The organism is Kitasatospora sp. NPDC088160, from assembly GCF_044741445.1.
GTDB lineage: Bacteria > Actinomycetota > Actinomycetes > Streptomycetales > Streptomycetaceae > Kitasatospora.
Genome location: NZ_JBIUSS010000007.1, coordinates 294,069 through 306,998, shown reverse-complemented (window position 1 = coordinate 306,998; position 12,930 = coordinate 294,069). Strand labels below are relative to the sequence as shown.

The 12,930-nt window shown below is 74.0% G+C and carries 13 protein-coding genes; 6 read left to right on the top strand and 7 right to left on the bottom strand.

The features are described 5' to 3' along the window. Positions 1 to 54: 54 nt before the first annotated feature. Entirely contained in the window at positions 55 to 849 is a 795-nt protein-coding gene (locus ACIOGZ_RS13515; protein ID WP_363585793.1) for a LysR family substrate-binding domain-containing protein, read from the bottom strand. A 58-nt stretch (positions 850 to 907) separates the two neighbouring features. On the opposite strand from ACIOGZ_RS13515, the gene ACIOGZ_RS13510 reads away from it, so the two are divergent. The 3 genes from ACIOGZ_RS13510 to ACIOGZ_RS13500 all read left to right on the top strand — a co-directional run bounded on the left by ACIOGZ_RS13510 (position 908) and on the right by ACIOGZ_RS13500 (position 4,253). Next, on the top strand, positions 908 to 1,336 hold the full coding sequence (locus ACIOGZ_RS13510; protein ID WP_363624519.1) for a DUF5997 family protein: 429 nt from the start codon (positions 908 to 910) through the stop codon (positions 1,334 to 1,336). A 121-nt stretch (positions 1,337 to 1,457) separates the two neighbouring features. After that, positions 1,458 to 2,399: an SDR family oxidoreductase gene (locus ACIOGZ_RS13505; RefSeq protein ID WP_363585795.1), complete on the top strand. Its 942-nt coding sequence runs from the start codon at positions 1,458 to 1,460 to the stop codon at positions 2,397 to 2,399. Between the two features lie 153 nt (positions 2,400 to 2,552). Beyond that, entirely contained in the window at positions 2,553 to 4,253 is a 1,701-nt protein-coding gene (locus ACIOGZ_RS13500; RefSeq protein WP_363585796.1) for a DUF885 domain-containing protein, read from the top strand. Between the two features lie 64 nt (positions 4,254 to 4,317). Here the strand turns inward: ACIOGZ_RS13500 and ACIOGZ_RS13495 are convergent, their stop codons facing one another. Next, positions 4,318 to 4,473, bottom strand: a complete 156-nt coding sequence (locus ACIOGZ_RS13495; protein ID WP_363585797.1) for a hypothetical protein — start codon at positions 4,471 to 4,473, stop codon at positions 4,318 to 4,320. Between the two features lie 168 nt (positions 4,474 to 4,641). Here ACIOGZ_RS13495 and ACIOGZ_RS13490 point away from each other — a divergent pair, with 168 nt between their 5' ends. Continuing rightward, entirely contained in the window at positions 4,642 to 5,385 is a 744-nt protein-coding gene (locus ACIOGZ_RS13490; RefSeq protein WP_363585798.1) for a hypothetical protein, read from the top strand. 121 nt (positions 5,386 to 5,506) lie between these two features. On the opposite strand, the gene ACIOGZ_RS13485 is transcribed toward ACIOGZ_RS13490, so the two are convergent. The 5 genes from ACIOGZ_RS13485 to ACIOGZ_RS13465 all read right to left on the bottom strand — a co-directional run bounded on the left by ACIOGZ_RS13485 (position 5,507) and on the right by ACIOGZ_RS13465 (position 11,341). Then, a complete protein-coding gene (locus tag ACIOGZ_RS13485; protein WP_400807868.1) occupies positions 5,507 to 5,977 on the bottom strand; it encodes an SAM-dependent methyltransferase in 471 nt (156 codons plus the stop codon). A gap of 119 nt (positions 5,978 to 6,096) precedes the next feature. Then, positions 6,097 to 6,930 carry an ammonia-dependent NAD(+) synthetase gene (nadE, locus tag ACIOGZ_RS13480; protein WP_363585799.1) on the bottom strand — a complete coding sequence of 278 codons (834 nt, stop codon included), beginning with the start codon at positions 6,928 to 6,930 and terminating at the stop codon, positions 6,097 to 6,099. A gap of 110 nt (positions 6,931 to 7,040) precedes the next feature. Beyond that, positions 7,041 to 8,954, bottom strand: a complete 1,914-nt coding sequence (gene ftsH / locus ACIOGZ_RS13475; RefSeq protein ID WP_400985980.1) for an ATP-dependent zinc metalloprotease FtsH — start codon at positions 8,952 to 8,954, stop codon at positions 7,041 to 7,043. A gap of 115 nt (positions 8,955 to 9,069) precedes the next feature. Further along, positions 9,070 to 9,729, bottom strand: coding sequence for a DsbA family protein (locus ACIOGZ_RS13470; protein WP_400985978.1), 660 nt, complete (start codon positions 9,727 to 9,729; stop codon positions 9,070 to 9,072). A gap of 16 nt (positions 9,730 to 9,745) precedes the next feature. Further along, positions 9,746 to 11,341, bottom strand: coding sequence for an alpha/beta fold hydrolase (locus ACIOGZ_RS13465; RefSeq protein WP_400985976.1), 1,596 nt, complete (start codon positions 11,339 to 11,341; stop codon positions 9,746 to 9,748). Between the two features lie 262 nt (positions 11,342 to 11,603). Here ACIOGZ_RS13465 and ACIOGZ_RS13460 point away from each other — a divergent pair, with 262 nt between their 5' ends. Continuing rightward, the gene (locus tag ACIOGZ_RS13460) at positions 11,604 to 11,984 is read left to right on the top strand and encodes a PadR family transcriptional regulator (RefSeq protein ID WP_400985974.1); all 381 of its coding nucleotides are present in this window, start codon (positions 11,604 to 11,606) and stop codon (positions 11,982 to 11,984) included. Continuing rightward, on the top strand, positions 11,981 to 12,586 hold the full coding sequence (locus ACIOGZ_RS13455) for an HAAS signaling domain-containing protein (protein WP_400985972.1): 606 nt from the start codon (positions 11,981 to 11,983) through the stop codon (positions 12,584 to 12,586). Before ACIOGZ_RS13460 ends, ACIOGZ_RS13455 begins: the two co-directional genes overlap by 4 nt. Positions 12,587 to 12,930: the final 344 nt, after the last annotated feature.

The following is a 12,930-nucleotide window of genomic DNA, read 5'->3' as shown; positions in this document are numbered from 1 at the left end:
CGGTACGCGCCCCGCCGGGCCCCGGCCAGCACCCGGACGAACCCGGGCTTCCGACTAGGAGCGGCGCTTCGGCTTGCCGCGCTTGGCGGCGGCCGCACCCCGGCCGCCCGCCGCGGGCTTCGGCCGGCCCTTCTGCTGGCCGCCCTTGTGCTGACCCGCCTTCTGCTGGCCGGACTTCTGCGGCTGGGACTTGCGCGGCGCCGCGGCCTTCTGGGGCTCGGCCGCCGGCTGGGCGCCGCGCCCGCGCGAGCTGTTGACCGTGCGGCCCCGGACGATGCCGATGAACTCCTCGACCAGGTCCGTCGTGCGCTCCTCCAGCCAGGCGAGCGCCACCTGGGACTGCGGCGCCTCGGCGACCGGCCGGAAGGTGAGGTCCTTGCGGTGGTGCAGCCGGGCCAGCGACTGCGGCACCAGCAGCACGCCGACGTTGGCCGCGACCAGCTCGACGGCGTCGGCGGTGCTCGCCGGGCGCTCGATCGCCGGGCGGCCGGGCAGCCCGCCCGGCCAGCCGAGGGTGTCGTCGAGCGGGTGGAACACCACCTCCTCCGCGAGGTCGCCGAGCGCGACCTCCTCGGCGGCCGCGAGCCAGTGGTCCTTGGGGAAGACCACGACGGTGGTCTCGGCGTAGAGCGGGATCGCGCTGAGCACGTCCCGGTCGACGGGCAGCCGGACGAGCCCGGCGTCCGCGGTGCCCTCGCGCAGGGTCGCCTCGCCGTCCCCGGCCGGGACGGCGAGGAGGTCGAGCGGCACGTCCGGGAGCCGCTCGGACCACACCCGGACCCATTTGCCGGGGGTCACGCCCGGGACGTACGCGAGCCGGAAGGACGGGTTCACCTGCATGTCTGTCACAGGGCAAGGCTACCGACCGTGACCGGGAGCGCCCGCGCACTCCCTTACCCTTGTCACCATGACATCGCTCAAGCAGAAGACCAGCCAGACCATGAAGCCGGCCACCGCCGCCAAGAAGCTGGGGATCTACCTCGACGCGGCGCCGACCGGCTTCCAGGAGGGTGTGGTCTCCCGCGAGGAGCTCAACGCGCTTCAGGCCGACCCGCCGCAGTGGCTCCAGGAGCTGCGCCAGAACGGCCCGCACCCTCGCCCGGTGGTCGCCGCCAAGCTCGGCGTCTCCATCGCCGGCCTGGCCCGCGGCGGCGTGACCGAGGCGCTCACCACCGAGCAGATCGAGGCCGTCAAGGCCGAGAACCCGCTCTGGCTGCAGCACGAGCGCGCCAACCAGGTGGACGTCCGCAAGGAGGCCGCCCGGATCAAGGAGAAGCAGGAGAAGGACGCCGCGGCGCTTGCCGCCAAGGCTGCCAAGGCCGCCAAGGCCGGCTGACCCGCGCGCTCCGGCCGCCGGCCGGGCCCGATTGTCAGACCCCTGCGCAAGGCTGGTGCCGACGTCCGTTCCACGGGCGTCGGCACAGTCGTCGGCGGACATGCGGACAGGGAGCTTGCGGATGGCACAGACAGCAGGGGCAACAGGGGCGGCGGGAGTGCTGGACGGTCGGATCGCCCTGGTCGCGGGGGCGACCCGGGGGGCCGGGCGGGGCATCGCGGTGGAGCTGGGCGCCGCCGGGGCGACGGTGTACGTGACCGGGCGCAGCACCCGCGAGAAGCGCTCGGAGTACGACCGGCCGGAGACCATCGAGGACACCGCGGACCTGGTCACCGCGGCCGGCGGCCGGGGCATCGCGGTGCCGACCGACCACCTGGTCCCGTCCCAGGTGGCCGCCCTGGTGCAGCGGATCGACGCCGAGCAGGGCCGGCTGGACGTCCTGGTGAACGACATCTGGGGCGGCGAGAACCTGTTCGGCTGGAACGTCCCGGTCTGGGAGCACGACCTGGACGACGGCCTGCGGCTGCTCCGCCTCGCGGTGGAGACGCACGCCGTCACCAGCCACCACGCCCTCCCGCTGCTGCTGCGCCGCCCGGGCGGCCTGGTCGTCGAGATGACCGACGGCACCGCCGAGTACAACCGCGACACCTACCGCAACTCGTTCTTCTACGACCTCGCCAAGGCCTCCGTGCTGCGGATGGCCTTCGCTCTCGGCCACGAGCTGGGTCCGCGCGGCGCCACCGCCCTGGCGCTCACGCCCGGCTGGATGCGCTCGGAGATCATGCTGGGCCACTTCGGCGTCACCGAGGAGAACTGGCGCGACGCCGTGGCCCGGGAGCCGCACTTCGGCATCTCCGAGAGCCCGTACTTCGTCGGCCGGGCGGTCGCCGCCCTCGCCGCCGACCCCGAGGTCTCCCGCTGGAACGGCGGGTCGGTGTCCAGCGGGCAGCTGGCCCTGGAGTACGGCTTCACCGACCGCGACGGCAGCCGGCCGGACTGCTGGCGCTACCTGGTCGAGGTGCAGGACGCGGGCAAGCCGGCCGCGCCGGAGGGCTACCGCTGACGGGGCGTCGGCGGCGGCGCCACCGGGCGCCGGGGAGAACCCCTTTCTCCGCGCCGCGTATTGACCGCGCCGCCGCCGACTCCGAATAATCGGCGCCACCGGGGCGCCCAGGCAACCCTCGTCACTCTGACCACACCGGACCGGGGAGCGCGCATGACCGACCAACCGCACCACGACCGACCCGCCGCGCTCACCGCCCCCACCGCACTCGCCGCCCTGGCCGAGGAGTACTTCGCCGCCGAGAACGCCCACGCCCCGTTCGACGCGACGCTGAGCGGGGTCGAGGGCTACGCCCACGAGGTGCCCGACCCGTCCCGCGCGTCCGCGCTGCGCCACCGGGACGCGCTGGCGGGCTTCGGGGCGCGACTGGCCGCGATCCCGGTGGACGCGCTGGCCGGCGAGGACCTGGTCACCCACCGCGTGCTCGGGCGGCTGATCGACAACGGCACCGGCCGGATCACCCACGGGCTGGGCGACTTCAGCATCTCGGCGACCATCACCGCACCGCAGAACGAGGCCTTCACCTCGCTCGCCATGACCTCCGTCGACCAGGAGGGCGCCGACGCGTACCTGGAGCGGCTGGCCGGCCTGCCGGGCTACTTCGACGCCGCCCTGCAGCTCCACCTGGACGCTGCGGCCGAGGGCCGCACGCCACTGCGCAGCGGCGTCGACGCCGCCCTCGACCAGCTCGACGCGTACCTGGTCACCGGCCCGGACGACGACCAGCTGCTGCGCGCGCTGCACGGCCGCCCGGAGTTCGACCGGGGCCAGGTGATCGTCCGCGACGGCGTGCGCCCGGCCGTGGCCCGCTACCGGGCCGGCCTGGCCCAGCGGCTGGCCGCGGACGCCCGGCCGGACGACCGGGCCGGGGTCTGTCACGTGCCCGGCGGCACCGAGGGCTACGCCGACGCCGTCACGCGCTACACCCGGCCCGGGCTCACCCCGGAGGAGGTCCACCGGATCGGCCTGGACACCCTGGCGCAGCTGCGCGCGGAGTTCGCCGAGCTGGGCGGCAAGGTGCTCGGCATCACCGGCCCCGACGCCGTGCTGGCCGCGCTGCGGGAGGACCGCGCGCTGCGCTTCGACAGCGCCGAGGAGATCATCACCCTGGTCGACGAGGCGCTGGAGCGCGCCCGCCGCGCCTCGGCCGACTACTTCCGGGCCTACCCGATCGCCGACTGCGTGACCCGGGAGATCGACCCGATCGAGGCGGAGACCGGGCCACTGGCCTACTACCAGCCGCCGGGCCCGGGCGGCCTGCCCGGCACCCACTGGATCAACACGCTGCGCCCGCAGACCAGGTTCAGGTACGAGTACGAGGCGATCGCCTTCCACGAGAGCGTGCCCGGGCACCACCTGCAGATCGCCGTCGCCCAGACGCTGCACCACCTGCCGGAGTTCCGGCGCCGGCCGAGCGGCCAGCTGACCGCCCACGTCGAGGGCTGGGGCCTGTACACCGAGCGGCTCGCGGACGAGATGGGGCTGTACAGCTCGGACCTCTCCCGCTTCGGCATGCTGTCGCTCGACGCGCTGCGGGCCGTGCGCCTGGTCGTGGACACCGGGCTGCACCACTACGGCTGGTCCCGGGAGCGGGCGATCGCCTTCATGCGGGACAACACGGCCACCACCGAGGCCAACGTCCGCAACGAGATCGACCGCTACCTCGCCTGGCCGGGCCAGGCGACCGCGTACCTGATCGGCCGCCGGGAGATCGTCCGGCACCGCGAGCGCGCGCAGGCGTCGCTGGGCGCCCGGTTCGACATCCGGGAGTTCCACCACCAGCTGATCGGGCACGGCAGCCTGCCGCTGGGAGTGCTGGACACGCTGGTCACGGACTGGATCGCGACGCAGTAGGGCCCGTCGACGCAGTGGGGCCCACCGCTGCGGGGCCGGGTTCAGCCCCGCAGCGGCACCGCGGTCAGAAGCCGACCACCCGGAGGGACGAGCCGTCGCCCTTGGGCCCGACCAGGTACACCTCGGCCACCTCGTAGCCGGTCAGGGTCACCGCACCGGCGAACTTCCGCTGGACGGCGTCGTAGCCGAGAACCCGGCCGTCTCGGCTGCCCAGGCGCACGGCCCAGGGACCGTACTGGTCAACGATTCCGCACGCCCTGAGCGGTCCTCCCGCGCCCGGACGTGCCGTCACCCCTTCGGCCCCTCCAGGCGGTAGTGTCCGCTGGCGCGGCAACCGGCAGGTCCGTCGGCCCGCCCCGCGCCCCACCGCCCCGATCTGGAGGAACCCGTGCCGGCTCCCGCCCGCGCCGCCCTGGCCATAGCCGTGGCCGCCCTGCTCGCCGCAGCCTCAGGCTGCTCGTCCGGCGGCGGCCACACTGCCCGGCCGGCCGGACACGGCCCGGCCTCTTCCGCCACCGACGCCCCGCCCGCAGCCGACGCCGCAGCCGCCGGAGCGCCGCCCGCCCCGGCGGCGATCGTAACCGGCGCCGGCCCGAAGAGCTCCTACGACGTCCAGCCGCAGCCCGCGCCGGGCAGCTGCACGTACCGCTACACCGCGGACAAGCAGCCGCTGCCCGACCCGAAGTGCACCCCGGGCGCGATCAGCCCGGCGGTCAACCAGGGCAACATCAACGACACCATCTGCAAGCCGGGCGGCTACACCTCGACGATCCGCCCGCCGGCGAACATCACCGGCAAGGAGAAGGCCGAGAACGCCAAGTCCTACGGCTACACCGGCCCGATGGGCGACGCCGAGTACGACCACCTGATCAGCCTGCAACTCGGCGGCGACCCCAACGACCCGCGCAACCTGTGGGTGCAGCCGCCCTCCCCCGGCCATGTCCCGGGCAAGGGCCCCAACAACCCCAAGGACTCGGTGGAGACGCACCTGCACACCGCGATCTGCAAGGGCCAGGCCACCCTCGCCGCCGCCCAGCAGGCCATCGCCACCGACTGGACCACAGCCGAGGCCAAGCTCGGCATCAAGTCCGGCGGCTCCCCCACCGCGGCCGCCGACACCGACGGGGACTGACCGCCCGCCCCTGGGGCCCGTCTCGGCGACGTCGGCGGGGGTGCCGGCACGGCCCACCAGGGTGTCCGCGACCTCCCCGGCGTGAACTCCTCACCCCAACCGGCGCCGACCCGTCCGTGCGTCAGTCCGTCTCGGCGACGTAGTAGGCGCGCATCAGCTCGGCCGACCAGGCGGGCTGACGGACCTCTCCGCGCGGGCCGAACTCGGCCAGGTAGGGCTTGATGTCGAGCACCGGCGTGCCGGCCACCGCGTCCAGCCCGGTCACGTGCAGGTCCAGGCCCTCCACCCGGACCAGTCGGCAGCGCGAGACGCCGAGCCGGTTGGGGCGGTTCTTGCCGCGCTGGGCAAAGATGCCGACCAGCGGCCAGTCCGGGTTGCCGCGCGGGCGCCGGGCACCGGTCTCCACCCTGTCGGCCGGCACCCGGTCGAAGTGGTACACGATCTCCAGGTGCGAGAAGTCCGCCAGCCCGTACAGCGCCTCCTCACCGAACTGCGCGCCGTCCACCCGGATCACCGCCCCGACGCTCCCCCAGCCGTCGTCCCGGACTTCCTCCCGACCGCCGACCACCCATGCCACCGGACGCGATGTCACCTCGTCCACGCCGTCCCCCTTCGATGTCGAAGCCTGTTCCCCGTACGTAACCACGCCCCCGCCCGGGTCGTCACCGGGGCTGCCGACGGTGGTGTCCCCACCCGGCCTGAAGACACGCCCTACGCCGGGGTGGCGGGCGGGCGGCGCTTGTGCTCGGTGCGGCGGTAGTGGCCGAGGACGGTGCGGAAGACCTCCTCGCTCACCGGCCGCTCCTCCAGGAAGTCGTCCAGGGCCTCGTAGGGGACGCCGAGGGCGTCCTCGTCTGGGCGGCCGGGGGCGAGGGTCTCCAGGTCGGCGGTGGGAGTCTTGTGGACGAGGTCCGCTGGAGCCCCCAAGGCCTCGGCCAGGGAGCGGACCTGACGCTTCGTCAGTCCATCCAGGGGCATCACGTCGGCGGCGCCGTCACCGTACTTGGTGAAGAAGCCGACGGCCGCCTCGGCGGCGTGGTCGGTGCCGACGACCAGGCCGCCGGTGGCGCCCGCGACGGCGTACTGGGCCACCATCCGCTGGCGGGCCTTGACGTTGCCGCGGACGAAGTCCTCGTGGGAGCGGTCGGCGAAGGTGAGGCCGGCGGACGCCAGCGCGTCGAGGGCGGCGTCGGTCGCGGGCCTGATGTCGACGGTCAGGGTCCGGTCCGGCTGGATGAAGTCGAGTGCGCGGCGGGCGTCCGCCTCGTCCGCCTGGGTGCCGTAGGGCAGCCGCATGGCGCAGAACTCGGCCTGGTGTCCGGCGGCGCGCAGCCGGTCGACGGCGAGCTGGCAGAGCCGCCCGGCGGTGGTGGAGTCGACGCCGCCGCTGATGCCGAGCACCAGCGTGCGGGCGCCGGCCGCCCGGAGCTGGTCGGCGAGGAAGTCGGCCCGGCGCTCGGCCTCCTGCTCGGGGCTCGGGACGGGGGCCACCCGTAGGGTGCGGGCGATCTCCCGCTGGAGGTCGGCGGACAGGGTTTCGGTCATATCGACTCCCGGGTGAAGGTGACACGGTGGGTGCCCGCCCTGGACGCTACCAGCGGGTTCGACGCGTTCGACGAGGTGGTGGCGGTGCTGCGGCGGGCCGGGGCGAGCGCCTACGCGGGGTGCCGCAGGATGTCGAGGACGACGGCGCCGTCGACGGTCTCCTGGGCGACCAGCAGGGCGGCCAGTTCGTCGAGGTGGTGGCGGTGTTCGCGGAGCAGGTCGACGGCGCGGCGTTCGGCGCGGCGCAGCAGGCGGGCCACCGCCTCGTCGACGGCGCGCTGGGTCTGCTCGGAGTACGGGCGGCGGAACAGGTCCTCGGGGCCGTCGCCGAGGTAGTTCGGGGAGCCGCTGGAGTAGCCGACCGGGCCGAGTTCCGGGGAGAGGCCGAATTCGCGGACCATCCGGGTGGCGACGCCGGTGGCGTGGGCGAGGTCGTTGGCGGCGCCGGTGGAGCCCTCGCCGAAGACCACCAGCTCGGCTGCCCGCCCGCCGAGCTGGACGGTGATCAGGTCGATCAGGTAGCCCTCGGTGTACAGGTGGCGTTCCGCTTCGGGGAGTTGTTCGGTCGCGCCGAGGGAGACGCCGGCCGGGAGGATGGTCACCTTGGCGACGGGGTCGGCGTGTTCGCACAGCGCGGCGGTCAGGGCGTGCCCGGACTCGTGGACGGCGACGGCGTGGCGCTCCTCGGGCAGCAGCGCGTTGGAGGAGTCCCGGCGGCCGAGCAGGACGCGGTCGCGGGCGGTGTCGAGGTCGTCGGCGGTGAGGGTGGCGCGGTCGGCGCGGACGGCGTTGATGGCGGCCTCGTTGACCAGGTTGGCGAGGTCGGCGCCGGAGAAGCCGGGTGTGCCGCGGGCGATGCGGTTCAGGTCGGCATCGGGGGCGAGGGTCTTGCCGCGGACGTGGACGGCGAGGATCGCGGCCCGTTCCGCCTGGTTGGGCAGCGGGACGGTGACCTGGCGGTCGAACCGGCCGGGGCGCAGCAGGGCCGGGTCGAGGGCGTCCGGGCGGTTGGTGGCGGCGATGACGACGATGCCGGTGGTCGGGTCGAAGCCGTCCATCTCGGAGAGCAGCTGGTTGAGGGTCTGTTCGCGCTCGTCGTTGCCGCCGAGCCGGGTGCCGCCCGCGCGGCGGCCGCCGACGGCGTCGATCTCGTCGATGAAGATGATGGACGGCGCGCGTTTGCGGGCCTCGTCGAAGAGGTCGCGGACGCGGGAGGCGCCGACGCCGACGAACATCTCGACGAAGCCGGAGCCGGTCACGGAGAGGAAGGGCACCTCGGCCTCTCCGGCGACGGCCCGGGCGAGCAGGGTCTTTCCGGTGCCGGGCGGGCCGACCATGATCACCCCGCGCGGGCCCTTGGCGCCGGCGGCGGCGTAGCGTTCGGGGCTGCGCAGGAAGTCGACCACCTCGCTGACCTCCTGCTTGACGCCCTCGTACCCGGCGACGTCGGCGAAGCGGGTGGCGGGCCGCTCGGCCTCGATGATCTTGGCGCGGGAGCGGCCGATGGCGCTCAGGCCGCCGCCGAGCGAGCGGGCGGCCATCCGGCCGGACCACAGGAACAGCCCGCCGAAGAGCAGCAGCGGCAGGAACAGCAGCAGCGTGGACCAGATCGAGCTGCCGCCGCTGCGGCTGGCGGTGACGTCGACGTGCTGGCCGGCCAGCTCGCCGCTGAGCTGGGAGGTGTCCAGGGCGGTCGGGATCTGGCTGGTGAAGTGCGTGCCGTCCTTGAGGGTGCCGGTGACCCCGCCGGTGTCGGTGATGTCCACGGTCTTCACCTGCCCGGCGCCGACCCGGTTGAGGAAGTCGGTGTAGCCGTAGCTGGCGCCGGTCGAGCCGGAGCGCGAGAACAGGATGAGCAGCAGCAGGGTCACCAGGACGGCGACGGGCAGCAGCCAGCGGCGCATCGCGGGCGCGGGCGGCTTGGGCGGCGGGCCGCCGGGGGTGCGGGGCCGCTCGGGGCCCCCGCCCGGGGGCGGCGGGGTCGCGGGGTGGCGGGCGGCGCGCAGCCGGATTCGGGTGATCATCCACGCTCACCGCCTCTCCGCCGCCGGGCCCTCCTCTCCATGGTGGGGCGAGAAGGGCCCGGACGGGAGGTCCAGGACGAACCGGCCGGCCCCGGCGCGGGGGCCGGCGGCGCCGTCAGGAGAAGTCGAGCGAGCCGGTCCGGGTCCGCTTGAGCTCGAAGAAGTTCGGGTAGCCGGCCAGCAGACGCACCCCTTCGAAGACCCGGACGGCGTCCTCGCCGCGCGGGATGGCGCTCAGCACCGGGCCGAAGAAGGCGACGCCGTCGACGTGGATGGTCGGCGTGCCGACCTCCTCGCCGACCGGGTCCATGCCCTCGTGGTGGCTCTTGCGCAGCGCGACGTCGTACGCCGTGCTGTCGGCCGCGGCGGCGAGTTCCTCCGGCAGTCCGGCCGCGACCAGGGCCTCCCGGATGACGGCGTCGTCGGCGGGCCGGTCCTGGTCGTGCAGGCGGGTGCCGAGTTCGGTGTACAGGTCGCGCAGCACGTGCTCGCCGTGCTGTTCGGCGGCGGCGATGCAGACCCGGACGGGGCCCCAGCCGGTGGTCATCAGGCGCTGGTAGCGCTCGGGCAGGTCGGTGCGGCCCTCGTTGAGGACGGACAGGCTCATCACCCGGAACGTGAGGTCGAGCTCGCGGTGGCGCTCGACCTCCAGGATCCACCGGGAGGTGATCCAGGCGAACGGGCAGATCGGATCGAAGTAGAAATCGACTTTGGTGGTCACGGTGAAGAGCCTAGGCGCCGAGTGGACCGCTTTCCAGGGCCAATCGATCACCATCGTGGTGGGCCACTTCTCAGCTGCAGGTCTTCCCGTCGGCCGGCACGGTGCCGTCCAGCAGGTAGGCGTCCACGGCCTGCTTCAGGCACGGGTCGCCGGTGTTGTAGCCGCCGTGGCCCTCGCCCTGGAGGGTGATGTTGACGCCGACGCCCGGGCCGAGCTGCTGCGCCATCGCGTGGGCGCCCTCGACCGGGGTGGCCGGGTCGCCGGTGGTGCCGACCACCAGGATCGGGGCCGCGCCGGCGGCGGAGACGTCCGGGTGGTCGGCCTTGCCCGGCACCGGCCAGCCGGTGCAGCTCGTCAGGCCCCAGGCGGAGTAGGGACCGAACACCGGGGAGGCGGTGCGGAACTGCGGCAGCTGCTGTTCGACGTCCTGGTCGGAGTAGCGCTGCCGGGCGTCCACGCAGTTGATCGCCCGGTTGGCGGCGCTCAGGTTGGTGTAGCGCCCCTGCGGGTCGCGCCCGAACATCGCGTCGGAGAGCTGGAGCAGTGTGTTGCCGGTGCCCTGCTGCATCGCCTCGGTGAGCCCGGCGGCCAGGACGGGCCAGGTCTCCTCGCTGTACAGGGCCGCGGCGATCCCGGTGACGGCCAGGGTCTCGGTGAGCTGCCGCCCGCTGGTGGTGGGCAGCGGGGACTGCTCCAGCTTCTGCAGCAGCGCCGTGACCGCCGCCGTGCCCTCGACGCCGCCGGCACCCGTCGGGCAGGCGGCGGCCTCCTCGGCGGCGCAGGCCTTCATGAAGTTGTCGAACGCGAGCTGGAAGCCCTGGGCCTGGCCGAGCGCGGCCTGCTGCGGGTCCTTCGTCGGGTCGACGACCGAGTCCAGGACGATCCGGCCGACCTCCTGCGGGAACAGGTGCGCGTAGACGCCGCCGAGCTGGGTGCCGTAGCTGATGCCGAAGTAGAAGAGCTTCTGGTCGCCGAGCACCTGCCGCATCAGGTCGAGGTCGCGGGCGGCGCTCTCGGTGTCCACGTAGGGCAGCACCGGACCGGAGTTGTGCTCGCAGGCGGCGGTGAACTGCGCGTTGCTGGCGTCCAGCGCCTTCACCGCGTCGGGGGTCCCGGGGGTGTTGTCGATTTCCAGGGTGGTGTCCATCGCCTTGTCGTCCAGGCAGCTCACCCCGGCGCTGGCACCGACCCCACGGGGGTCGAAGCTCACCAGGTCGTAACGGGCGTTGAGGGAGGCGTAGTCGGCGGCGAGGGCGGGCAACGTGGCGACGCCGGAGGCGCCGGGGCCGCCGAAGTTGAACAGCAGCGAGCCGATCCGGTGCTTCTCGTCCTTCGCCCGGCTCCGGATCATGGCCAGGTCGATGGTCGGGCCGTCCGGCTTGCCGTGGTCGAGCGGCGCCTTGAGGGTGGCGCACTGCCAGTCACCGGCGGGCGCGGTGCCGCTGCCCTGCGCGGGGCTGGGGGCCGGGCAGGCCTGCCAGTCGAGCCGCTGGGCCGCGAGCCCGGTCGCGGACGCGGCGGGCGAACCGGGCGAACCGGCCGGGGAGGCCGGGGAGGTCGGCGCGGGCTCGACGGCGGAGCGGGCGTCGCCCTGGCAGCCGGCGGCGGAGGCGAGCAGCAGCGCGGCCAGGCCGAAAGCGCCGGCGCCGCGGACGACGGTGTGCATGGAGCGGTCCACCTCTCGGGTTACCGGGCGCGCCCCGGCGGACGGCGGGGCGGCGTGCGCCCCGGCGCTCGGCACGGTCAACGCACCACAGACCCTAGGGGCGGTGGGGCGGTCGCGCCCGTCGGAAGGCCCGGTGGAGGGGCGTGCGCCGGTCCGGCTGCCACCCGCCGTCCGGGTGAGGTGACCCCCGCTCCCGCGGCCCTCGGCCGCGAGCAGCGTCCGGATCGCCCACTACCTGGCGTCGCATGCTATCTTGCATCGCATGGTACCTGGCATCACACACCACGACGGCGACGCCGGTACGGCCGACGGACCGGTGGCGACGCAACTGCGCAAGGGCGTACTGGAGTACTGCGTCCTGGCGCTGCTGCGGGACGGCCCCCGGTACGGGGTGGAGCTGCTGCAGGAGCTCGGCCGGTTCCCGATGCTGGCGACCAGCCAGGGCACCATCTACCCCCTGCTGTCCCGGCTGCGCCGGGCCGGCCTCGCCGACACCTTCCTGCGCGACTCGGCCAGCGGCCCGTCCCGCCGGTACTACACCCTCACCGACTCCGGCCGCAGCGCACTGGAGGAGTTCGCCACGCTGTGGCCCGCCTTCCGCGAAACCGTCGACCACGTCCTGGCCCCGGGAGAGACCCCGTGAACAACCCCATCGAGCACCCCCTGGTCCGCGCCCACCTGGACGCGGTCGCCCGGTACACCGCCCCGCTGCCCGAGGAGCGCCGCCGCGAACTGCTCGCGGACCTGCGCGAGCACGTCGAGGTCTCGCTCGCCGAGTGCGACCCCGCCGACGAGGCCGCCGTCCGGCGGGTCCTGGAGCAGTTGGGCAGCCCCCGGCGGATCGCCGACGCCGCGCTCGACGAGGAGGGCGGCACCCGACCGGAGCCGGAGAGCCGCGGCCGCACCGTCCGCACCCTGGTCTTCGCGGTGCTGCCGGTTCCGCTGTCGTTCGTCCCGGTCGTCGGGCCCCCGCTCGCGCTGGCCGCCGCCGTCATCGCCGCGAGCAGGGTCTGGCGGTCCACGCAGTGGAGCCGCCGGGAGAAGCGGCTGGCGGCCCTGCTGCTGCTCTCCCCCGTCCTGGTCACTCCGCTGGCCGGCATCGCCGCCGCCGTCGTGTCCCCGGTCGGCCTGACCGTGGCAGCCGTCCTCGCCGCCTGCGCGGTGGGCTTCTGCCCCGCCCTGCTCGCGGCGTTCTTCCTGGCCCGGTCCGCCGCCCGGCTGCGCAACGCCGCGCTCATGGCCTGAACCGGCTTCATCAAGAAACACCGACGTTTCGCCAGCCCCCCCTGGTGATGTTGGAGACCGCCCCCCACATACAAGGGAGGCGGTCTCCACACGTCGGAGGCTCGCGCTTGCGCGCGTGCCTGCCCGGCGACTAACGTCTTACCTGTTTCTCACCATCAAATCCGTTTTTGGCCAAGGCCGTTCATACGGTTAACGGAAACCCGCATACAGTGTGCGGGCTCGGATAATCCGAACCGCCGCCCCCTCCATCTGGGGGCTTTTCCATTACGCGGGAATCAAGGCAACTCACTTTACCGTCAGGCTCGTTGACCCAGTTCTCCGGCGGCTGCTTTGCTTCTCGGCGG